Here is a 23,912-nt window from a genome sequence, read left to right on the forward strand (position 1 = left end):
TACTATTTGCCGGGCAAACATACGATTATTTTGGCTTTCCCGCAACAGTTTTCTGAATATGGCTGCTTTGAGTTAAAAGATTACACTAAGATTAAGATTCCTTAACCCTGGTTGGGAGCGCTGAATAAGTTAACATTTGTTTCAGATGGTGTTCCATATGAGCTACATAATCGATGAACAGCCATTCGATACTCTGTGAGGCTTCTCCCCCATTGGAGCATGTTTTACTTAGGTTTTCAGGAGCGATATTTTGGATCAGCGCCAGGAGATGACGGTTGTATGTTTCCCAGAACAAGATCAGTTGTTTGCTGTCGAGCTGATTGTAATGGCTATAAGTATTCCAGTTGTTCTGATCGTAGACGATGGTTGGGCTTTCTTCAAACTGCGCTCTTACAAATCGTTGATGGTTGTTTGTTGCGCTATCAATCAGGTGTCCAAGCATTTCCTTATTACTCCATTTTACAGGGGCAGGTTTACGGGAAAAATCTGCTTCAGGGATATTTGTTAATAAGGCAGGAATGGTATCACACAGATACTGAAGGCGGGTTGTGCTTTGCTCGATTGACATGTTGCAAAGATAAAAAAAATAAAAACGCCATGCGGCCTTTGCAATTGGGGGATGGGGAACAAAGACCGACATGACGTCACGAGAGAGAATTTTATGGATTATAGTGTTGACCAGCTGTATGCCCAGTTTGTAGAAGGGAAAGCACCTTTAGATCCATACAATAAATTTATAGTACCATCATTCAAGAATGGTTGTAAAATTCCGAATGGAGAAGCCGAGCTACTAGTTACCTGATTGTTTCCAACATAAGTTCCAGCAGGAGTAATTGCTGCATTAAATCCATGAAAATCGTTACCATCTAATACAGAAGTACCTTGAGTTGTTCCATCAAATACAAAACCAGAAGGATAACCAGTGATGATTGAATCGTACAATTCAATTTCAGCACCACGACGGTTACGAACTGCGAATTTATAAAGGTCTTTGCCGTTAGCATCTTTAGCTAAGGTAGATGTTCCGATAATACTAAAATTGAGTAATATTGGACGTGTTTTTGGTACTAAACTAAATGCAGCATCTTCTGCAGGAGCATTATTATCTGACTCAATACCATTTGAATCAGAGTTTCCACCACTTAAGCTATGTGTAGAATTTTTATCAGCAATTCCTACCGCGAAAGTAATGGTTCCATTATATCCGTTATCAAAATCAAAGTCGTCATCATCAGCACCTTTCGAGATTAAATAAGATGCATTTACGGACCCGCCTAAGAAAGAAAATGAATCCGCATTTGAATGAGAAACTTCTATATGATCTAAAGTAGTACCACTTCCGATCCCGGCACAGGTAAGACCATTCAAAGCATTATTAGTGCCTAAAAATCTACCTGGATACTCAATACGAACATATTGGATACTTCCCGAGCTTTCCATAGCATTATTACCGCCAAAATAATAATCTCCCATTGGAAGACCAGGAAGTGCTTTAGTGCCTGTGTTAACAAGCCCCCTTCCCAATATGGCTATCCCGCCAAAATCACCGGGTGCAGGAACTCTTGAAACATCCCCCAGTAAATAACGGCTGGTGAAAACAATAGGATTTTCTATTGTACCAATAGCCGAAATTTTAGCCCCCCTCTGAATTACCAAGGCTCCAGAACCGTTCACCGTAGATTTTATGTACGTACCTGGTTCAATAGTTAAGGTCGCACCATTTTCAACAGTTAAAACGTCACTGATTTCCCAAACTTTGGAATTATCCCATGTTGTATTAGTTGTTATACTTCCACTTACAGTCTGCACTGGCAATAAAGCAGCTGTAGCATAGCTTGCTTTTAAATTTCTCTTTCCGAACCCATTAAGCGTTTGAGGAGCAGTGTCTTTTTTACAGGAGAAACAAAAAGCCAAACACGAGAAAAGCAAAATTCTAACCATCTGATTTTTCATAATTTAAGCGTTAGTTATTATTTAAAATATTGACCGATATCTGTTTTATTTAATGAGATCTGTGTTCCGCGTCTGGTAGGAGGTCCCGTAGTCGTTTGTGTTACCTCATCTGTAATCACCAGCATTGATGAAGATCCTGCAGTATAATCGACTCTAAATCTTCCAGCACCAGGTTTTAGGGGTGTGGCCGTATTTGTCAGATCATAAGGCAATTCGTCCGCAGTTCCTCTTTTTACTATTTTAACCGAATAAGTGTACCTTGGTTCAGCGGCTAAACTTGGAAGCTCTATCGCCTTGCTGAAAGAACCATCGGAGCTCAATTCAATGACTCCTATTTGTGTATAAACATCATCACCATCCTTCCCTTTCAGAATCATCAAGTCGGCCGGTGCCCTAAACAACGCATCGTATTTGCTGGTGAATTTAACACTAAGCAACATATTAGCTGGGTTAACCGGAACCCCGACATCAATTTTATCAAATATTTTAGTCCCATCATAGTAAAAAACTAAGGATTGGGCAGGCTCATTCGCTACAATTTCTTTATTCAATAAAGGAGTATTTTCATCCTTTTTACGGATTTGTACTTGTCGGTTTTTACCGTCATCAATCCCCAAATCCAGGGTTTTCGTCAGTTCAGATCCAGTGCCTGATCCAATTACTTTACCATCAAGCAACAGCTCAAGTGTTCCGGTGATGGCATAACCTTTAACTTTTAATTTTACGGTATTCCCGTATACTTTTTCACCATCGTAATAACAACTGATCGTCTGCTTCAATAAGTCTGCAGAGATGGTTCTGGTGGCTAATATTTCGGCATGTCCCTTTCGCCTGACGATTATATCTGCATTTTCATCTGCAGAAACTTTGATTCCTTCGATCAAAAAACTCTGATTTTCATTGCCTATCTGGGCAATCACTATATTATTTTTCACAAATTCCAGGGTATCCTTAACGCCTTTTGTTCCCTGAATATTTAACACCACAACTTTAGGCGTTTTCGTCTCGGCTAACTCCTGTTTTTTACAACCTGAAGAGCCAATAAGAATAATGCTTAAAGCAATAAGAAGAACACCTTGTATATATTTTTTCATGTATAATTTCGAAAAAAGGTGATTGCAGCAGTATTGCCGCAATCACCACATTTATATTAGATAAATGGATTATAGAGTTGACCAGCTAGCTGCCCAGTTTGATGAATTAGGGAAAGCACCTTTTGTTGCACCAAATAAGTTTACAGTACCATCATTGTAGAATGGTTGTGTCATTCCGAATGGAGAAGCCGGGCTACCAGTTACCTGATTGTTTCCAGCATAAGCTCCAGCAGGAGTAATTGCTGCATTGAATCCGTGGAAATCGTTACCATCTAATACAGAAGCACCTGGAGTTGTTCCATCAAATACAAAACCAGAAGGATAACCAGTGATGATTGAATCGTACAATTCAATTTCAGCACCACGACGGTTACGAACTGCAAATTTATAAAGATCTTTACCGTTAGCATCTTTAACTAATGTAGATGTTCCGATGATGCTGATGTTACTCAACACAGGACGGGTTCTAGGCAACAAGCTAAAAGTAGGACTTTCAGCTACAGAGTTGTTATCTGATTCGATACCATTTGAATCGGAGTTTCCACCGCTTAAGCTATGTGTAGAATTTTTATCAGCAATTGCCACAGCAAAAGTAATGCTTCCGTTATATCCGTTATCAAAATCAAAGTTATCATCATCAGCAGCTTTAGAAACTAAGTGAGATGCATTAACAGATCCTCCGAAAAATTCGAAAGAGTCATCTCTTCCGTAATTTACTTCGATATAATCTAAAGTAGTCTGGTTTCCAACACCACCGCAAGTAAGACCATTAACCTCATTATCAGTTGTTAAGTTAAAACCTGCATATTCAATACGGGCATATTTGATCGTTCCTGAATTATCATTTTCGATGTCACCACCAAAAGAATATTCAGTTCCTGTTAAACCTTCGATATACTTGGTTCCAGTATTTACGTGTGCTTTACCTAAAAGGATGATACCACCGAAATCACCAGGAGCCGGAGCTTTAGTAGCATCTCCTAATTTGTAACGGCTGGTGAATACGATCGGGTTTTCAGCTGTTCCTATGGCTGAAATTTTACCACCTTTTTGAACAACAATGATTCCGTTTGGAACATCTACTGTGTTTACTGTTGATTTGATATAAGTTCCGGCCTCAATAGTTAAAGTAGCGCCATCTTTAACCGTTAGCACACCACTTACTTCCCATACTTTAGAGTTATCCCAGGTAGTGTTGGTCGTAATACTTCCACTTACAGTCTGAACAGGCAATGCTGATGCAGAAGCATAACTTGCTTTTGTGCTGCGTTGTCCAAAGCTGGTATCGTTAGAATTTTGATCTTTTTTACAAGAAGAGGCAAATGTTAAGGCCGCTAAAGCTAAACCAGTAAATAATATATTTTTCATAATATTAATTATAGTATTGGGTTTTTTGGATGATTTGATTTCTTTATATTGATTCTAAACACAAATGATGTTAACATTTCATGTTTTTTTTATTAAATTGCAGTCGTAATGAAGCTGACTAATGCTTTAAGTGATCTGGCCCTTGGCCGCAAACTTTTTTGAGAGATATTATTTAATATTAAAAGCAGTTTTCGGACTGTTTATACTGTAGCGCCGATTGGGGTAGCACAGGTTTTTATCAGGCAGGGCTCTCAACAGCCCTGCTTTTTTCCTTACAGTAGTTCAAAAACTTTCGTCTTTTCTCCTTTCCATTTTAAGCGTTGAACTTTATGTTAATTAAAAATTATAATTCAGTTGCAAACCAAAACTCCGTCCGATACGCTGAGTAAATGTTCTGGTATCCCCGTTCTCATAGTTGTCTGTAAATCCTGCTTTTTTAACCAACTGATCTGTATTCTCAAGAGGAATACCATCTTCAGGCATTGCCTGTCGGTAGCTACCAGTATTGTCATAATATTGAATTTTCTGATCCAGAAGGTTAGCCAGATTCAATTTGAGTTCCAGCTTTGGTTTCAGGAACTTATAGCTAAGCTGTGCGTCTAATTGGTTAAAAGGCATTTGATACTCATTATCCCTCATTTTTGATGCTACCACATACATTTTTCTACCAGTCCGGTTGTATACGAAGTTCATTCCGAATTGTTTGGCTTCGTATTGTACACCAACATTTATCAGATATGGAGTTTGCCCATATAATGGTCTTTTATTCTTACTGGGAACAGAAGCTTCACCTGTAGATTGTATTACGGTAGCCTGAGTAACTTCTGAGCGGATATAAGTCGCATTCCCAAATAGCGTTAAATTTCTTAACCAGGCCTGATCTCCGATAAATGTCAGATTCTTACGAAGTTCCAATTCCAATCCGAAATTTTTGGCACTGATTGAATTACGGGTAACATATTCATTCCTTCCATCCAGTGCAGGTTGCTTCGATATTTCAACTGGCTTGTCGAAATATCTGTAAAAAGCTCCTACAGATATGGTTTCGCCCAGATCCGGAAATAATTCTGCTCTAAAATCTAATCCATCTACTCTTGTACTGGTTAATCCCGATAAGCTGTATACATTGGCATTAAGGTCAGGGTTATACATCTGGAATCTTGCTCTTTCCACAAATTCCGGACGAATTACTGTACGGGAAAAAGCCAGTCGAAGGTTCAGTTTTTGAGTAGGGCTGTATGTAAAATTCGCTGAGGGTAGCCACCTCCATACAGGGTCTTTCACCTCATTCGGGTTATTTTCGCCTCCGGCAAATTCCTTAGAATTTGAAGGATTTCTTATTTCATCATACTTGTAGTACTCCATTCGTAAGCCCCATACCAATCTGAATTGCTCGTTAAAACGGTTGTCGAACATGAAGTACCCGGTATGTTGCTTGCTCTTTCCTTCATATGCATCCAATAAAAAGGGTTGAACCTCCCAAACATAACCGTTGGGGTTCAGGTTTTCTGTTTTAATTCTTTCAGAAAGCGGCAGGTTAAAAAGCTCTGGTGAAGTTTGCAAGCTATGGTTAAGTTGTGCACCTGCCCAATTCAAGGTTAAATGCTTCTTAATTCCTCCATAACCAGTTTTAAGTGTATGACGGGTATTCGCCAGGTTAAATGGGATCATTCCTGAAATATTCCAGCTATAATCCGTCTCCTTGTTCAGGTAATGATGGCGTGAGATAGGGAAATCTCCTGTCTGTGTAGAATTCGTTTCCGTCCTAAGGACATATACTCCATCGATTAATACTGGGGTAAGGTCTCGTCTCACCACGTCCTTTTGATTACGTACAATTCCTGTACGGGCAATATCCCATTCTAATTTCAGCTTACCGAGCTGATGCTGAAGTCCTAATTTATTTTGCAATAAATCCAGAAAGGTAGGGTTGACTTCAACACGCTGTCTTTGAGGAACACCATTCTTAAGTTCTTCTTCACTGATATCATTCGGGTGGTTATTAATGATTGAGGTATTGTTCTCAAATTTCCGTGTGTACGTATTTCTTAAACTGACTCTATGATTTTTTAATTTAAGTCCGGCATTTAAAATCGCTCCCCAGGTGGTATTAAAATTATAACTGTTCCCATAGTTGTCTGATGGAATCAGGAAATTGCCACGTCTTGCATCACTGATATCAGTGATGTTCTGCGTATTCCGATAACTTAAAGATCCGACTATGCCCAACACATTTGAAGTGTCCAGCTTCATTGCCCGACCAATCGTAAACTGATAATTTTGACCAATAAAAGCAGGTGTTTTATAGAGAGAAAGGTTATCTCTGGTGAAAAGCCTGCTCTGTGCGTATTTATCTTCTGCCCGTGGCGCATCAGGACGATTGGCGACAAGATCTGTTGTATACCTTAAATTCTTTGGAAAATCTCTTCTTCCATCATCAAAACCTAAATAATCATATTTACCGCGTTGCGGAGAGTAGAAATCTTTACCAATGCTATTGTCATTTACTGAGGAACCGATAGAAACACTTGTAAAATCCTCATCCGGAATATCCTTTGTATTGATCTGTACCAGACCACCTGCAAAAGTCGCATTCATATCCGGCGTGATGGTTTTACTCACGGTTACATTATCAATCAGGTTTGAGGGAATCAAATCAAATGCAAATGCCCTCTTACCAATCTCAGTACTAGGCAATATCGCACCATCCAATGTGGCGGCATTATACCGCTCCCCCATTCCCCTTACGATTACATATTTATTGTCTACTGTGGAGATTCCTGTGATTCTTTTCAGTGCTTCACCCAAATTTGCATCAGGTGTTTTACTAATCTGTTCTGCGCTGATTCCATTGCTTAGTTCTGCAGCGTTTTTTTGTTTTGCTAAAAGTCCCTCGGTCGATGTTTTTTTATACCCGCCCGTAATCACCACACCAGCCAATGTTTCCGAAGCCGGCTTCATACTGATACTCAATGGCGTATTTTCTCCTGATTTAACCGTTACATCGGTTACTCTCCTTGGCTGATAGCTCACATAACGGATCTCTACCGTATAATTACCAGGATCAACACTAATGCTAAACGATCCATCTACTCCTGTACTAACAGTACGGTTTAATTCCACAATCTTAATCCCTGCACCAGGCAATGGCTCCCCTTTTTCGTCCAAGATTTTACCACTGATTTTACCTTGTTTTACCGGATCCGGAAGTTTATATAAAAGAATGGTTTTAGGATCATTGATCTTATACATCACACCTGTTCCTTCCAGCATTTTCTTAACCACTTCGGCAACGCGCATATCTTTCACATCAATACTGATATGGCGATCAGTTTTAAAAATTGCAGGGTTATAATTGATGACACAGCCGGCTTTATCCTCTACAGCAGTAAGTCCTTTGATCAGGTTTACATTTGACAGCTTTAAGCTGATTTTGCTTTCTGTTGCGTTCTGTGCTTTTGTGCTTCCAGAAACACTGCAGATACAGCAGGCAGAAAGCAAAGCCGTAAACACAAGTGACTGGTGTTTTATTTTGTTAAAGTATTTTAGTATTAAAAAGTATAGCGTTATCTTCATTGATTCAAAAAGTTTTTTAATTATCGAGAGTTAAAAACATTTTTAGGAACCGTCCTGTTACAGCAGGGCGGTTTGTTTTTATAATTATTGAGTTGTATTTTTCATAGCATAGCCAATAGGGATGTGGCGGTTTTATAAAAACTTAGCTAATCATTGGCTTCCTCCCCCCATAAAGTAATTATTGTTTTAGGTGCATTAAATTCATAGTGGATCTTACCGCTGCTCATGATATGTAATTCTTCTATAATCTGTTTGATGTTTTTATTTTGGAAGGTGGCATTGAAACGGGACTTCAGCATCTTATTATTTTTCACCTTAAAGCTCACATTGTAGCTTCTTTCCAGGCGGGTAAGGATTATGCTCAACAGTTCATTTTTAAAGATGAACCTGTTTTCCGTCCAGCTGTTAAAGTCATCAGCTCTTGTTTCATTCACTGCATAACTGGAATCTCTTAATTTATACACCAGGTTTTTCCCGGGAGTAAGGAAGGATAGATGTGTCAGTTTACCTTCATTCGAAGCAGACACCCCAACTTTACCTGTACGCACCGAAACACTGAAATGTTGACTTCCGGGATAAGCATCGATATTGAACGAGGTTCCCAACACCCTGGTTTGTAAATTCCCGCTGTGGACAATGAACGGGCGGCTGGCATCAGATTTCACTTCAAAAAAAGCCTCCCCTTCCAGGTGGATTTCTCTTGTTTTACCCTTCTCAAAGTGTTGAGGGAAGCTCAGCTTACTCACTGCGTTTAAATAAACCACGGAACTATCAGGAAGCAAAAGTTTAACCCTTTCCCCTCTTTTGGTAATTTTGGTCATTAAAGCAATCGGCTGATGTCCTTCTTTTGTTTCTGTTTTCACAGCATACCAGCCCAAAGCGGCAGCACAAACCAGGATGAAGGAAGCTGCGTATTTTAACCAGGATGAATTTGCTTTTTTACGAAGGTCTTCTTCTTCAGCTATTTTTGACCAGACCGATTGAAGCTCTGCCTTTGCAGATAGAGAATCATCTCTCCAGCTGTTATCTTCATTCCATATCTCTGCAGTCGACTCCTCAAAAGATTTGTCCATCTCTTCCTGTCTGCCGATATGGAAAAACAATTCTTCTTCTTGTTCGGGAGTGGTATTCCCTTCAAGATAAAGTTTAAATAATTTGTTTATTTCTTCGTTTGTATTCACTGTCATCAATTAAAACGGCCAAACTTCTGCCTGTCTATAAGTATATACTCCGCGAATGGAGGAGATGTCTAGCCGACAATGAAATAAATTTTAAATAATCCACAAACAACTGATTATCAGCACAAAAAAAAGCCTCCGCGGATTAGACGGAGGCTGATAACAATAGGGATAGATTAATTTAAAGCGCTGAAAACAGGGTACACAATACAAGTACTGTTTCCGGGGTATGGATTTTGAAATACTGTCGGATATGGCTTAAAGATTTGGCCATATGACTATGAACGGTATTTTTGGAAATGTTCAACTGATTTGAGATGTGTTCGTAAGTAGCGCCCTCTTCCCGGCTCAGCTTAAAAACCTTTTTGCTCTGTGGCGGCAGGCTATTGATTGCCCTTTCGGCAAGATTGCGGTAATCTTTTAAATCCATAAAACTGGCTACCGGATCATATACCTGCTCCGTGTTTAACTGTTCATTCTGATAAGCATTCGCTTTGGCTTTGCGCTGAAATTCTTTGAACACCAGGTTTTTGGTGATCGTTAATAAAAAGGCATCAAAATCCCGGGATTCATCGATGGTATGTTTGTATTTCCAAAGGCGCACGAAGACAAGTTGCGTTAGCTCGGTAGCCGATTCGGAACACCTCACAAAGCGATAGGCAAACTGATGAACTTTTCCCTTATAGCGGTAATACAATTCATTAAAGGCAGCTGTATCACCTTCACGAAGCAAAACAACTAATTTCTCAAGCAAGGATTTGTCTAACTGTTTCAAGATAAATAGGGATAAGATTCTTCAGTTTTTATATCACCGAAATTAGCTTCCCTATTTTAACTTAGTATTAAGCCTAAATCAAATGTGTTAACGTCTTTTCTATTCGTAAGATTAACGATGGGTAAGTACTATACTTTCCCTGGCTTTGCTAAGGTGACTATCGGAGAGGACTACCCTGTTTTGTGGGATAGATTTAGGTTCATTAAGGGAAGAAAGTTTTTGATTAACTGTTTTTTGTGAGGAAATCTGATTTAACGCTTTACTTAGTAAAGCGTCATTTACATTTCCAAATGGAACCAATGGCAACACAGAAAGCTCACTGAGCTCCAGGTCCGGAAGAATCCCGTTATGGTATCCACCTTGCCCTTGTGCGTTGAACAGTTTATAGATAATAGGATACATCTCCCAATCTACCTGTTTGGGAATCCGCTCATCCCGGATTAAAAAGCTGGCTTCATCCTTACCCATCGTTTTTTCTCCGATGACTTTTACCTGCATATAAGGTTTAAGGTTATTGATCAGCACCTCCGATGCCGAAGCTGTGGCTCCTGTTGCCAATACAAAAACCCGGTTCATGCTGAGGTTATTTTGGAGAAGGGAGTTGAAATCCACCCTTTTGTCAAAGGTTGCAGCTGCTCCTATAGATTCCTTCCGCTGTCCGCCATTTCGGTTTCCTTTGTAAGTAATAAAATCTGTATGGTAGTTTATTCCGGGAGCGATCATTGCACATAGCCCCGCAGCTTCGGATACATCACCACCGGAATTATACCGGAGGTCTATGATCAGGTCTGAAACCCCTGAACTTTTAAAGCCGGCGAAAACGCTAAGAAGGATTCTGCTTAAACCGGCCGAGAAACCATCGATATAAATATATCCGATCTTCTTTCCATCCCGTTCTATCACCTCATGGATTGCAGGCTGATCAAAGGTTAAACCAGCCAACATGTTCAGTTCAGGCTGATCAGTATAGGTTCCATCCTTTAATTCTGCAAGCGTAAGTTTCGTATTTCTGCCCGTCAGTAGTTCCTGATCCAACGCAGCAACATTGCTGCTGCTGAAACTTTTTCCGTTAATCTTACTGATATACATACCTCTCTTCAGACCATACCTTTCTGCCGGCGATCCTTTCAGTACACATTTGATCAGACCAAAGGTCCTCTGAACGGATGCTTCGGGAATCACTGCATAATCAAAGCCATACAGTGAACGGGAACTTGGCGCTCCGGCCTGATTGGGCAGGTAAAGCTGAGAAAAGCGGTCATTGGTATTTCTGACTGCATTAAAAAAGGTCGTGGGTTGCTGCGCTAAATCTGGTTTCTTCGGCAATTCATCAGCCCAGTAATAATACCTGCTGAGGCTATCCAGGATCCAGGTATTGATTTGCTCATTACTTCCCTGAGGATATTCTTTTTTTACATTGTCCTTCTTACAGGCCCCTGAGATCATGATTAATCCTATACAGAATCCCGAAATCAGGAGTTTGATGAGCTGATGACCCCTGCAGTGTTGAATTTCCATTTTTATAGCGTTAAGCTTTGATTACTGAAAGACAAATTTAACCGCACACTATAAACAAATTGTTAAGCCCTCTTCAATTCCAGCTCATTTACAAGGGGTTAAAAACCATTTCATTTGTAACCTTTTTTCTACAAAAAACAATATTTTAAACCGCGCTGCTTTTCGAATCTCCTTATCTTTACAGGATCGAAACCAATAGTTTCCTGATACAAATAAAAGTTAAATTTTAACACCAAATCATGAGTTATAGTATTGAATTCAAAGACATTCCACTCGAAATATATTTAAGGCTAAGAAAGGAATCAGGCTTAAGTGCCAAGACAGAAGAAGCAGGAAGAATTGGCTTAAAGAATTCCGTATGCTCCGTATTGGTCACCGATCCGGAATCCGGAAATGCAGCCATCGGAATGGGAAGACTCATTGGCGATGGAGGCTGCCATTGCCAGGTGACAGACATTTGTGTTTCACCTGAATATCAAGGCAAAGGCCTTGGAAAAGCAATTATGGAAAAGTTAATGGAATTCATCACCAATGAACTTCCGGCCTCCTGTTACATCAGTTTAATCGCAGATGGAGATGCGTCCTTTTTATATGAAAAATTCGGATTTAAGGATACGATGCCTCAATCTAAGGGCATGTATTATAAAAAATAGACAGATCAGTCTGGGGTATCATCCTCCCAGACTACTGCATTTATTCTCCAACCTTCCCTGGTTTTAATAAACTGAAAGATTTTATTGCCGGATGCTTTAAATTCCAGTCCGTTTAAAGCTCCGCTTTTCTCATATTTTGAAAACCGTTGTGCGATGTTACCGGAGATCCTGGTTTCTCCCTTCAGTTCCCACTCTTCAAAGCCGGTTAAAGTTCCGTCAGAAAGGATTTTCCTTCGGGGTGCAATAAAGGTTTCCAGATTATAAATCTCTTCTTCCAATCCTGTTTTTTTAATAATAATGCTTTCCGGAATACAAACCTCCTTAATGCGGTCCCAATCCGGATGCTGCCCTTTATTGTTGTTAAAAACACTAAAAAAACGCTGGGTAAGTTGATTTAACAAAAGCTGATCAACCTCAACAGCATATAAGAACAAGGCCTTGCCCTCCAGTAGCATTTCTTTCTCCATGACCAATCCCAGACGTTCCAGCAGCCGCACAGAATTGTTATTTGTTCTTAAAGCAGTTGCCAGGATCCTGGTATGTGCAGCAAGTGTGGAAGGATGATTCAGCACAGCCGATGCAGCCTCAAAGGCATAACCTTTGCCATTGTATGCAGGAAGAAAAGCAAAACCAATATCATGGTGATCGAGATAATCACGCTTGATCATGCTCACCATTCCAATAGGAGTTCCCTCTTCTTTTATCCTGACTACTGCATAACTGAAAGATGGATTATCTAAAATTTTCTGAATATAAGCGGTCGCCTCCTCTGTATTATTAACATTTCTATCTCCGATAAACTGTTTCCAGCCTTCTGTATTTAAAAGTTCAAGGATAAATCCGGCATCTGCCAAATTCACTTCAGTGATAAAAAGCCGGTCGGTTTGGATACCTGTTTCCATAATTAATTTAGTTTCTGTTCATATGGATGTCATAAGTATTTAATACCCTTGCCCCATCCCGATCTCTCGCGCAGTACTCAATATTCTTAAAGATTTGATTTGTACTGAGTTCAAAATTATAAATCATTTCAGACAAACAAATGTTAAACAATAAATTATTTGAAACAAATTAAAAAAACAGCATCTCTACTCAAATCAGACACAGAAACACCATATTCTTTGTACTTTGCCCCGCTGGTTAAGCATAAATATTAAAACTAAATTTCATCAGGAGAAAATGAAACCATCATGATCTTACAGATCACATAATGATTAAACACCAAGATCATGATAGCTTCATAACCATTAAAAAACAATGATATACTAATGAAAACAAAAGAACTGACTATAATAGGACTTGGTGGTGTTGGAGGTTATTTCGGGTTTAAACTCGCACAGAAATATGCTTCATCTGAGGCAGTAAACATTTCATTTGTGGCCAGAGCACAAACCTATGAGATCGTAAAAGAAAAGGGACTGACCTTACTTTCTCCGGAACATGAAAACCCTGTTGCTCATCCCTCTCAGATTTACAAAAACATAGAAGAATTACCGGAGACTGATATCTTTCTGATTTGCGTGAAGGAATATGATCTTGAAAATATCTGTCAGCAGTTAAAAACAAGAATTAAAGAAGATACTGTGATTTTACCTTTGATGAACGGGGTAGATATTTACGAAAGAATCCGTAAAATCATTCCGAATGGGATTGTACTCCCTTCCTGTGTTTATGTGGCTTCTCATATTAAAGAAAAGGGAACGGTGGAACATAAAGGTAATCCGGGAAAGATTGTCATGGGTAAAGATCCCAAAAACCCGCAATATGATGCTCAGGAAATTGCTGACCTGTTAAAAGAAGCAGGTATTGACCTCAGCTACAAAGAAGATTCTTTCCCTGACATCTGGACAAAATATTTCTTTATTGCCAGTTTTGGATTGGTTACTGCAAGGTATAACAAATCAATCGGACAGGTGGTTGAAGAAACTGCACTCCATGAAAGGGCGGCATCGATTATGAAAGAAATTGAAGCAATTGCGAAAAAGAAAGAAATTTCAATCCCTGAGGAGATCATAGAAAAGACCTTTCAAAAAGCAGCTTCATTTCCTTACCAAACCCCTACTTCTTTGCAACTGGATGTACAATCCGGAAAAGAAAATACAGAACTGGAACTCTTTGCAGGAGCCATTATTGATTATGGAAAAGAACTGGGAATTCCTGTTCCGGAAACTAAAAAAATATACGACGAAATCAAGAAGGGATTGCTCCGATAAAACCGATAATCTACGGATAAAAAAAGAAGAGACAGGGATAGAACAGAGGCAAATACCTTGTTTTATCCCTGTTACTTAAAACCCTGCCGGTGCCGGATGTTTTCCCTTTACATTTATGATCGTTCGGCTGATGACCGGCTGCAGGGCAATCAAGACAATTGTAATCCCGCAAAGTATGGCAATCAACTCATAATAATCGACACAAAACTGAAGGAAGGCCTGCTTCTGTACAGACTTGTTCAATAGTCCTGTTGCTACTTTAGCCGCCTGATCTTTCAACATACCATGGCCAGACAAGGTCGATTGGTAAATTCTCAGCCTTTCTGCTAATCCAAAGTCAATTAAAGACAAACCTTTTCCCATATCATTGCTATGACTTCCTTTAAAATACAACTGGCAATAATTAATCAATGCCAGACTGAGACTGAAAGTCGAAAACCGGACAAATACCCCTACCGAAGCAGCAGATTGCCCCATTTGCAATGGAACAGAAGAAACGATAAACATCACGATGGGCGACATGACCATTCCCGCTCCCAATCCCTGAAGAAACAGCGGTAGAATAAAGGTTTCAGCATCTGCTTCCGAAGCAAAAAGAAAACACATCATTCCGAAAAACACCATTAACAAGGCGAAACCGGCAATCCATAACACCCGCAGCATTTTCTGACGGATTAAGAAGCGGATGGCAATAAAAGAGCCGGTAATGATGCCAAGGATATTGTAGATCATCAATTCATTGGCATGCAGGGAATCCATCCCCAGCACATTTATAAAATAGGCAGAGGTTAATCCAAAAGCTCCTCTGATCAGGTATAAAATCACCAGGAAAACAATCCCAATGCTAAAGTTCCGGTACTTAAACACAGAAAGGTCTACAGTTGGACGCTTTAAAGACAACTGTCTGAACACTGAAGTCAGAAACAACGCCAGAATGGCAACAATGCTGTAAACAATTCCGTTATCTTCCAGCCAATCCTTTTGCTGCCCGTAGATCAATACATAAGCAATCAGGATCAGCATCACTACAAACAACAGAAAACTGGCCCAATCCAATTGATACAAAGGTTTTTTCCGAAAAATATGTACCCGGTTTAAAATCATGAACAACAAAGCGGCGCTAGGCAAAAAGCAAAAGATTATCGCCTTATACAACACATTATATTCAAAATTCTCTACCAAAGGTGCAGCAAATAGTGCTGTAACCGGAGATACGCATAGAATCATCGCATAAAATATGGTATAGCCCACTTCTCTGGAATGTTCGGATTTTAAACGTCCGAACAATAGGTTCAGACAAATACTGGTAATACCGCAATTCACCAGTCCCTGTAAAAACCGGAACGTAAAGACCAGCCAGATTTCCCGGGTATGGTAACAGCAATAAGCGATTAAAATCTCCAGGACAATACAGATCAACAGGTATTCTTTGGTCACTATTCTTTCAAAGAACCGACGCTCAACTCCTGCAAAACTAGCTACCGCAGCATAGAATAACAGCAGAGAAAACTGTACATCTGCAGGCTCCATCCCATAATATCCTGCAGCAGCACTTCCGTCGGCAGTAGAAAGGGCAAAGAGCAATACCGAAGAGAGCAACAGCAGCATAATGCTCAATCGGATCAGCCATTCCGGCGCCCATACTTTAAATATGGGTATTGATTTACTCATGGCTATGCTCTTTTCTGATGTGCACAGTAGCACTCATCCCTGCATTCAGGTTAGATAATGAAGCTAGTGCTCCTTCCAGACGGATTCTTACCGGAATCCGCTGGGCAATCTTCACAAAATTTCCCGTTGCATTATCCGGAGGTAAAAGCGAAAATCTGGAGCCGGTAGCTGCAGAAAGCGATTCTATTTTTCCTGAAAACTCTTTTCCCGGGAAAGCATCTACTTCGATCGAAACAGGCTCCCCGATATACATCTTTCCAATCTGTGTTTCCTTAAAATTGGCGATTACCCATTTGCCGGCATCCCGGTCTACAATATAAGCGATGGTTTGTCCGCTTTGCAGCAATTGTCCGGGCTGGATCGTCCTTCTTCCCATTTTACCATTGTAAGGAGCTACAATCACAGTGTAAGAAGTATTGAGGTCATTCCTTTTGACTACCGCAGCCCTTCTTTGGATCTCAGAGATCAGCACTTCAGATTGCGCTTTAATGTCGTTCGTTTTAGAAAGTGCGGCCGCATAATCTTCCTGGGCAGCATTATACTCCGCCTGTGCAACTTCCAGCATACTTTGCATGCTTTCCAATTGCTGACGTGTGGCAGATTCTGCATCAAAAAGTTTTTTATAGCGGTCGTACTCCGCTTGCTGCTTCCATAATTTAGCTTTGGCAGCACCTATTTTTGCTTTACTTGCTCCTGCTGTAGTACCAGCAGTTTGTATATTACTTTGCAATACGGAAACCTGTGCTTTTGCATTGGCGAGTGAGGCCATTGCCTCGTCCTGTTGAACCGTATAATCACTGGCATCAATTACCACCAGGGTATCTCCCTTTTTCACCTCCTGGTTCTCTACATAATGTACAGATTTAATATAACCGTTTACCCTGGCCGTTACCGGGTTGATGTACTCTTCAATTTGTGCATCATTGGTATCCTCGTACCGTAAATAAGTAAATACTGTTCTGGTTCCCCAAAACAACAGGACGACCAATACAATAGCTGCAATGACCGTCGTGACGCGTGAAATTATTTTATCTGTTTTATTTTGTGGTTGAGTGCTCATTTTTATAGGGTGCCTACTGCTTTTTGTAATTGATAATATTGAATTCTGGCATTTACTTTTGCGGTTGTCAGTTCAAACCGCGACTGTAATAACTGTGTCTCTGCATCCAGCAAATCCGTTAGTAAAGCCAATTGGTTGAAATAAGTATTCTGTACAATCCGGTAACTTTCTGAGGCCTGTGTAATGTTCTCTGAAGCTACATCGATCCGTTTCAGCGATTCCTGATAGCGGATATAATATTCCTGAACTTCCTGTCTGAGGTTTTCCTTAACCTCCTCATCTTCCACTTCCTGTCTGTGTAACTGGATTTCCGCCACTTTCACCTTGTGTTTATTGGTGTAGAAAGAAGAAATAGGGACTTTTAACTTCAGCCCTGCCATCCCATTACTATACAGGGAAAGTGCATAAGGATAAAACTGGATTTGCGGATAAGCATACATATACTCTCCAAACAAACCAATGGAAGGAAGTACATTCGATTTCACCTGTTTCAGTTTCAATGTACCCAAGGCCTGTTCTTTTTCAGAAATCCGGACTTTAAAAGAATGGGTCTCCGCTTCGGACAGGTAATTTCCCAGACCTTTTAGCATCACAGGCTCGGCTTCCAGTTCTGAAACTACGGGCATCCACAGCACTTCATCCTTCTTACCGATTAACAGGTTGAGTTTTTGTGAAGCAATGTGGATGCTGTTTTCTATCTCTGTGAGCAGCATCCTTTGTTTTGATAGACGGAGTTCAGCCCGCAAAACGTCACTTTTAAGGACCGTGCCATTTTTATAAAGCGCATTGATCTCACGGAGCTGTTTTTCCCGGTCTTTGATGTCTTGCTTTAACAAAGTCTGATAAGAACGGTTACGGTATACATCATAAAAGTAAACCGCAGCGATGTAATGGACCTCTTGTTTTGTGAGATTCTTTTTCGCAATCGCCAGTTCATTTTCTGTCTTCGATGCAGCGATTTCCCTGTTGGTTTTACCGCCGTTATAAATGTTCAGGTAAGCATCCGCAGATACTTTATAATATTTAGGCTCTACCGGATATTGTGAAGGGGTATGAAACAAACCATTTTCATAGATCGGCATCTGAAAAATATGCGCCAGTACACCATTGGCGGCAATTTCCGGCAGGCGTTCTGAGCGGGCCACCTGAATACCAGCTTCTGCAGCCAATACTTCCAGTTGTTTCATCTGAAGTTTCCGGCTGTTGCTGTCTGTCAGCTGCCAGACTTCTTTAATGGTAATCGGGATTTCGGGATCAGGGGTTGTTTGTTGTGCATGGACAAAAAGAGAGGATAAAAGAACGGACATGCACATCCCAAACTTTCTTTTATACGGGCTAAGATTCATATAGATAAATTAATGGCACAAATTTCGGCTAAGAATTGTTTCTTTATTTTATCTAAACTGACATATATTTGTTCAAACCAGCCATATGAATACTTTAAGCAATGAAGCCTTATTATCTGCCATCGATGCCCATAAGAAAAGCACTTATGTATGGCATAGTAAGTTTGAAGATCGTTTCAGGCATCATAAACACAGAAAAGGGCAACTCACCTATGTAGAAGGTGGTGTCATTTTTCTATATGCAAACGACAAATCTTATTTCATTCCGGCCCGGCATTACCTTTGGATTCCTGCAGGTGTAGCACATCATTTACAACACCGCTACCGTGCAGCTATTGTCCGCAATATTTATTTTGATACCACTGCCGAAGAGAACAATCCTTTTTTTGACCATATCGGGATTTACCCTGTGAATAGCCTGTTGCTGGAAATGCTAAAATTTTCTGAGCATTGGAATGGGGATATTTATCCGGGAACGCATGAATATGGCTTTCTGAATACCATACAAAACATTCTCCCTACCATCAGCATACATCCCCTCCCGATCGTTGTTCCAACTACGGAGAATGAAAGACTCCGACCTGTGTTATGGTATATTCATCAGCATTTAGCAGATGAACTTACCCTGGAAGTGATTGCTGCTGCGACAGGTTTCAGTGAACGTACATTATCAAGGGTATTTCAGGCCTCACTCGACATCTCTTTTTTCCAATACCTGAAACTGGTCAGGATCACAAAAGCCATGGAGAAACTCCTGGAAAGCGACCTGACCATTAGCGAAATTGCTTATGAAGTAGGCTACGACAGCATATCCTCCTTTAGCAATACCTTTTTTAAGATGACAGGCCGCAGGCCTTCTACCTTTAAAGAATTGAAAATAGCGAGTTTGGGTACCGATTAATTACCTTGAGCTTCTTCAGGCTCCGTATGTTGTCGGAGTTGTTTTGGCCCCTGTGGCCAGATGAAGCAGGTAGACTGTTTTTTCCAGCCCAGGCTTTTATAAAAATCTCCTTTTCCCGGAGCTGCAGTCAGGTTTACGAAATGATAGTTATCACCCAGTTTCTCATTCAGGGCATTGACCAGGTATTTACCCAAACCATTTCCCTGAAAATCAGGATCCACAATTATATCGGCCAGAACCGCATAATATCTTCCGTCATCTACAGTTCTTCCGAAGGCGATCAGCTGGTCTTCCTTATAAATGAATAGCGTCCAGCTACTTCTTCTAAATGCTGCTTCTATTTCTATCTCTTCCCTTTTCCTCCAGTCTACCTTGGCAAAAAGCTCACATACATAAGCCCAGTCTACAGTCGACAAATCAGGGTTGATTTTATAAGTCAGGTCATTCACATTTATTTTGCTCGGAGACATATTTAGCTTAAAGATTTTAATTGGGATACAAATATCAGTAATTAATTCTTCTCTATTTAATCCTTTAGAGGATTGTGGAAAAATGTAGGAGGTAGCCCTGGCAATTGTTTTAAACAAAAGTCACATCATAATCGCTACAATAGATGGTTGAATTGCGCTTCTTGAAAATAAAAAAATAATATTTATCTTATGAGGAAAAATAAGTATAATTGCTACGACTAATTAACCTCTTATGAACAAGATAAAATTGCTGTTATCAGGCTTTTTTTTATTGGTTTCTCTGTGTTCTTATGCTCAGAAAACTGAAGTTATTCTCAAAACTTTTAAATATGGCAAGGTTGATCCGGCCGAATTCGACACCAAAGGAACAGGAGTAGATTCTGCCGCTTCCGCTGTAGCATTGTTCGACACGGGCAGAGGGTGGTTCGAAATCAGCCCCAGGACAAAAAATTTCGTTTATATATATGAACGCCATACCCGCTACAAAATCATCAATAAAAACAGCTATGATCTGGCGAATTTAGAGGTTTCACTTTATCGGGACACTGATGCTGAAACAATCCTGGATAATATGGATGCGGCAACCTACAACATGGAGAATGGAAAAATGGTGGTGAGCAAAATCAGTAAGGATGCTAAATTTTCCGAAAAACAGGATAAAAACTTTACCGTAAAAAAGTTCACGCTCCCAAATGTAAAGGAAGGCTCCATTATTGAATATAAATACAGAATCAAATCCGATTTTATCTTCACGCTCAAACCCTGGTATTTTCAGAAGGAAATTCCGGTGTTGTACTCCAGTTACCAGATCAGGGTTCCTGAGTATTTTTCCTATAAGGCGACCGCTGCCGGCTTCATTCTTTTAAAAACAAGCAATGAGCTCCAAAACGAAACCTATTCTTCAGGTGGAAGCCAAATCCAGGCAACTGTGAAACAGTCGACCTATCTCGCAGAGCATGTTCCGGCATTAAAGGCTGAACGTTTCATTACCACCTTACAGGATTATATCAGTAAGGTTGAATTTGAGTTGAGCTCGACCCAATTTCCGGGCTCCATGTACAAGGAATACACCTCTACATGGCCCAAAATCGTATCCACCTTAAAGGACGAAGAGAAATTCGGCTCATTTACAGACAAAAGAAGCTATAACAAAACCCTTGTACAACAACTGGTTAAAGGGGAAACCAATCCCGACAGCATTGTCCGAATCTTATTCAATCATGTTAAAAACAATGTAAAATGGAATGATGAACATAGCAAGTATGCGACGTTCACAACTCCAAAAGCGGTCTTTGAGAAGAAATCAGGAAATTCAGCAGACATTAACCTTAGTTTATATAGTTTGCTGAACGAAACCAGTGTCAAAGCATTTCCGGTATTACTGAGCACGAGAGAAAATGGAATGCATCCCGGATTCCCAATGCTCACTCAATTTGACAATGTAATTGTAGCCGTGCTCATTGGGGAGAAATACCTTCTTCTGGATGCCACGGATAAAGATCATGTTCCCGGTTTAATTTCTTATCAAAACCTTAATCATGAAGGCTTCAGAATTGATTTAGAACAAAAAAACGGAGAATGGATGTCTCTGGAAGAAGAAAAAATAAGTAAGAAAACCATCACTTATAGCCTGACTCTGGATACGGACAACAAATTGAAGGGCAGACTTTTTCTTAGTGCCAATCATTACGAAGCACTGGGTCGGCGGGAACATTACAGAAGTTCTGCAAATGAGGAGGAATATCTAAAAAAATACAAAGGAGACAAACCTGGCCTGAGTATCAGCAATTACCAGCTGACCAATTTAAACCTGGTTGAAGAACCGCTCTCTGAAGCAATGGATGTATTAATTGAAGATAATGTGGAAGAAGCGGGAAATCTGGTCTATTTAAATCCTTTGCTTTTTGATCAAACCAAAGAAAATCCCTTCAAACTGGAAGAACGCAAATTTCCGGTAGATTTTGGTTACCCTACTGAGGAAAACTACCGCATTACCATTGAGTTTCCAAAGGGATATCAATTGGATAAAACCCCAAAAAATGAAAAGATGATTTTACCTGACGAGAGTGCTGTTTTTGTATTTATGACAGCAGCAGAAGAAAACAAGCTGCTCCTGAACAGTAAAATCACCATTAAGAAGGCCCTTTATACCTCAGAAGAATATAAAGATCTGAAAGAGCTCTTCAAAAATATTGTGAGAAAACAGGCAGAACAAATTGTATTTAAAAAGATTTAATGAAAAAGAAATTATTGTTGTCGGTCCTGCTGAGCATTACCGGTGTTTGTGGCTATGCCCAGGGGGAGTATGATGTCAGCAAAATTCCTGCAAACCTGATTGAAAATGCAGCTGTAGTCATCAGAAATGAAGAGATGACTTATGAAGTTAAGGGTTTGGGGAGTGCCAGGCAGGATTATAAAACTGCTGTAACGATCTTAAATAAAAAGGGAGAAGGAGCTTCTAATATGTATGAGCATTATGACAAATTCTCTAATGTATACAACCTGAAAGCAACACTCTATGATGCAAAAGGCATCAGGATAAAGGAGTATCGTTCTTCGGATTTCAAAGACAGGAGTGCAGTATCAGGCGGCACCTTATATTCCGATAGCAGGATTAAATTCCTGGAGTTTTTGTACGCCTCATTTCCTTATACTATTGAATATAGCTATAGTGTGGATTATAGTGGAATTTTAAACTACCCTTCCTGGAACCCTGCAAGTTCATGGGCCATGGCGGTAGAACAATCTTCTTACACTTTTAAAATCCCCAGATCATTCAGCTTTAAACAACTGAATAGCAAGGGACTAAAACCCGACTCTACCAGCATTAAAGATGTGATGCAATACCGATGGTCCTGTGCAGCCGTTCCTGCCCTGGTTCATGAACCCCTGAGCACGGGTTTAAAAGAAGTGAATCCATGGGTGATGCTGGCACCAGATCAATTCGAATATGACAACTCTAAGGCCAATATTGAAAACTGGAAAAATCTGGGTAGCTGGCTCTATCAGTTGAGCAGCGGATCACAGACATTGCCACCCCCGGCCAAATTAAAAGTACAGGAACTTATAAAGGGAGCAAAATCACCAAAAGAGAAGATCAAAGTGCTTTACCGGCATTTACAGGAGAACACCAGGTACGTTGGTGTTCAACTTGGTATTGGTGGATATACCCCTATTGTGGCGGAGAAAGTATCTGCAGTTAACTATGGAGATTGCAAAGGCCTTTCCAATTATATGAAAGCCATGCTTCAGGAAGCCGGAATTAAATCTGACCTGGTAGTGATCGGAAATGGATTACCTTCCCTTAACCGCAAATACGCCAGCATGAACCAGGCAAACCACATGATTCTTTGTGTACCTATGGAGAAAGACACCACCTGGCTGGAATGTACCAGTAACTATGACCCTACAGGATTCATTGGCAATGACAATTCGGGAAGAACGGTTTTACTCGTTACTGAAGATGGAGGTAAATTGGTGGAAACCCCTGTTTTAAGTGCCAATAGCAATTATTTAAAAAGGAGTACCAAAGTCAACCTGAATGAGGAAGGTAATGCAGACATACAGATCGATACAAAGTATGCAAATGCACAATATGAAGACCGTATCGGCTTGATGCTGATAGAGCCCGTAACTCAGCATAAAAGCATCATGAACTCACTTGGAGTCCCTAATATGGAGATCAGTTCCCTGAAATATACGCAACCGGATAAAGATATCCCTTTACTGAACGAAAGTATTACCTTAAAAAGCAGCGGTTTGTTAACCGGAGGAGGGGGCAAGTTATTTATCATGCTGAACCTGCTGAACAGACAGGAAAACAACCTGATACCAATTGAAAAGCGCAAGACTTCCTTTGCAGTTAAATATGGTTATCTTGATGAAGATGAGATCATTTATACGATACCCAAAGGTTTTAAAGTAGAATTTGTCCCTAAAGACATTGTCATAGATTCTGAATTTGGAAAGTATACCGCAAAGGTTGTTGCCAAAGACAATACACTCATTTATACCAGGAGCAAAACCATCATTAACAAACAATATCCTGCTGAGAAATACAATGATTATGTCGCTTTTCAGAAAAAGCTGCATCAGGCAGATAAACAAAAAAGTATCCTGGCTAAAATAGAATAGCC

18 protein-coding genes are annotated in these 23,912 nt (G+C 40.1%); 5 read left to right on the forward strand and 13 right to left on the reverse strand.

Annotated elements, in window-relative coordinates; translation table 11 throughout:
• Positions 1 to 91 precede the first annotated feature (91 nt).
• From BUC20_RS19735 to BUC20_RS19770, 8 genes are all read right to left on the reverse strand, one after another.
• A complete protein-coding gene (locus tag BUC20_RS19735) occupies positions 92 to 568 on the reverse strand; it encodes a DinB family protein (protein ID WP_073232819.1) in 477 nt (158 codons plus the stop codon).
• Positions 569 to 666: 98 nt separating this feature from the next.
• The gene (locus BUC20_RS19740; RefSeq protein WP_084529094.1) at positions 667 to 1,953 is read right to left on the reverse strand and encodes a hypothetical protein; all 1,287 of its coding nucleotides are present in this window, start codon (positions 1,951 to 1,953) and stop codon (positions 667 to 669) included.
• A gap of 17 nt (positions 1,954 to 1,970) precedes the next feature.
• Positions 1,971 to 3,047 (reverse strand): hypothetical protein, encoded by a 1,077-nt coding sequence (locus tag BUC20_RS19745; protein WP_073232820.1) that lies wholly within the window; start codon positions 3,045 to 3,047, stop codon positions 1,971 to 1,973.
• A 69-nt stretch (positions 3,048 to 3,116) separates the two neighbouring features.
• The gene (locus BUC20_RS19750) at positions 3,117 to 4,415 is read right to left on the reverse strand and encodes a hypothetical protein (RefSeq protein ID WP_073232821.1); all 1,299 of its coding nucleotides are present in this window, start codon (positions 4,413 to 4,415) and stop codon (positions 3,117 to 3,119) included.
• A gap of 336 nt (positions 4,416 to 4,751) precedes the next feature.
• Positions 4,752 to 7,991 carry a TonB-dependent receptor gene (locus BUC20_RS19755; RefSeq protein WP_084529096.1) on the reverse strand — a complete coding sequence of 1,080 codons (3,240 nt, stop codon included), beginning with the start codon at positions 7,989 to 7,991 and terminating at the stop codon, positions 4,752 to 4,754.
• A 146-nt stretch (positions 7,992 to 8,137) separates the two neighbouring features.
• Complete coding sequence (locus BUC20_RS19760; protein ID WP_159441133.1) at positions 8,138 to 9,172, reverse strand: FecR family protein; 1,035 nt, start codon at positions 9,170 to 9,172, stop codon at positions 8,138 to 8,140.
• Between the two features lie 178 nt (positions 9,173 to 9,350).
• Positions 9,351 to 9,944, reverse strand: coding sequence for an RNA polymerase sigma-70 factor (locus BUC20_RS19765; protein ID WP_073232824.1), 594 nt, complete (start codon positions 9,942 to 9,944; stop codon positions 9,351 to 9,353).
• 111 nt (positions 9,945 to 10,055) lie between these two features.
• A complete protein-coding gene (locus BUC20_RS19770) occupies positions 10,056 to 11,462 on the reverse strand; it encodes a S41 family peptidase (protein WP_084529100.1) in 1,407 nt (468 codons plus the stop codon).
• 239 nt (positions 11,463 to 11,701) lie between these two features.
• Here BUC20_RS19770 and BUC20_RS19775 point away from each other — a divergent pair, with 239 nt between their 5' ends.
• Positions 11,702 to 12,115: a GNAT family N-acetyltransferase gene (locus tag BUC20_RS19775; RefSeq protein ID WP_073232825.1), complete on the forward strand. Its 414-nt coding sequence runs from the start codon at positions 11,702 to 11,704 to the stop codon at positions 12,113 to 12,115.
• 5 nt (positions 12,116 to 12,120) lie between these two features.
• Here BUC20_RS19775 and BUC20_RS19780 read toward each other — a convergent pair whose 3' ends face one another.
• Positions 12,121 to 13,017, reverse strand: a complete 897-nt coding sequence (locus BUC20_RS19780; protein ID WP_084529102.1) for a GNAT family N-acetyltransferase — start codon at positions 13,015 to 13,017, stop codon at positions 12,121 to 12,123.
• A gap of 366 nt (positions 13,018 to 13,383) precedes the next feature.
• Between BUC20_RS19780 and BUC20_RS19785 the strand changes: the two genes are divergently transcribed.
• Positions 13,384 to 14,328, forward strand: a complete 945-nt coding sequence (locus BUC20_RS19785; protein ID WP_073232827.1) for a ketopantoate reductase family protein — start codon at positions 13,384 to 13,386, stop codon at positions 14,326 to 14,328.
• Positions 14,329 to 14,403: 75 nt separating this feature from the next.
• Here the strand turns inward: BUC20_RS19785 and BUC20_RS19790 are convergent, their stop codons facing one another.
• From BUC20_RS19790 to BUC20_RS19800, 3 genes are read right to left on the reverse strand one after another with little or no spacing between them, the layout of a single operon-like run.
• A complete protein-coding gene (locus BUC20_RS19790) occupies positions 14,404 to 15,999 on the reverse strand; it encodes an efflux MFS transporter permease (protein WP_073232828.1) in 1,596 nt (531 codons plus the stop codon).
• The gene (locus BUC20_RS19795) at positions 15,992 to 17,059 is read right to left on the reverse strand and encodes an HlyD family secretion protein (RefSeq protein WP_073232829.1); all 1,068 of its coding nucleotides are present in this window, start codon (positions 17,057 to 17,059) and stop codon (positions 15,992 to 15,994) included. The genes BUC20_RS19790 and BUC20_RS19795 overlap by 8 nt, the downstream gene beginning before the upstream one ends.
• Before the next feature lie 2 nt (positions 17,060 to 17,061).
• Entirely contained in the window at positions 17,062 to 18,405 is a 1,344-nt protein-coding gene (locus BUC20_RS19800) for a TolC family protein (protein ID WP_073232830.1), read from the reverse strand.
• A gap of 85 nt (positions 18,406 to 18,490) precedes the next feature.
• On the opposite strand from BUC20_RS19800, the gene BUC20_RS19805 reads away from it, so the two are divergent.
• A complete protein-coding gene (locus BUC20_RS19805; RefSeq protein ID WP_073232831.1) occupies positions 18,491 to 19,306 on the forward strand; it encodes an AraC family transcriptional regulator in 816 nt (271 codons plus the stop codon).
• Here the strand turns inward: BUC20_RS19805 and BUC20_RS19810 are convergent.
• The gene (locus tag BUC20_RS19810) at positions 19,303 to 19,776 is read right to left on the reverse strand and encodes a GNAT family N-acetyltransferase (protein WP_084529104.1); all 474 of its coding nucleotides are present in this window, start codon (positions 19,774 to 19,776) and stop codon (positions 19,303 to 19,305) included. The two genes, BUC20_RS19805 and BUC20_RS19810, sit on opposite strands and share 4 nt — an antisense overlap.
• Before the next feature lie 232 nt (positions 19,777 to 20,008).
• Here BUC20_RS19810 and BUC20_RS19815 point away from each other — a divergent pair, with 232 nt between their 5' ends.
• Together BUC20_RS19815 and BUC20_RS19820 are read left to right on the forward strand one after the other, a co-directional pair.
• On the forward strand, positions 20,009 to 22,012 hold the full coding sequence (locus BUC20_RS19815; RefSeq protein ID WP_073232832.1) for a DUF3857 domain-containing protein: 2,004 nt from the start codon (positions 20,009 to 20,011) through the stop codon (positions 22,010 to 22,012).
• Complete coding sequence (locus BUC20_RS19820) at positions 22,012 to 23,910, forward strand: DUF3857 domain-containing protein (RefSeq protein WP_073232833.1); 1,899 nt, start codon at positions 22,012 to 22,014, stop codon at positions 23,908 to 23,910. The genes BUC20_RS19815 and BUC20_RS19820 overlap by 1 nt, the downstream gene beginning before the upstream one ends.
• Positions 23,911 to 23,912: the final 2 nt, after the last annotated feature.

Origin of the sequence: Pedobacter caeni, assembly GCF_900129215.1 — a bacterium.
GTDB lineage: Bacteria > Bacteroidota > Bacteroidia > Sphingobacteriales > Sphingobacteriaceae > Pedobacter > Pedobacter caeni.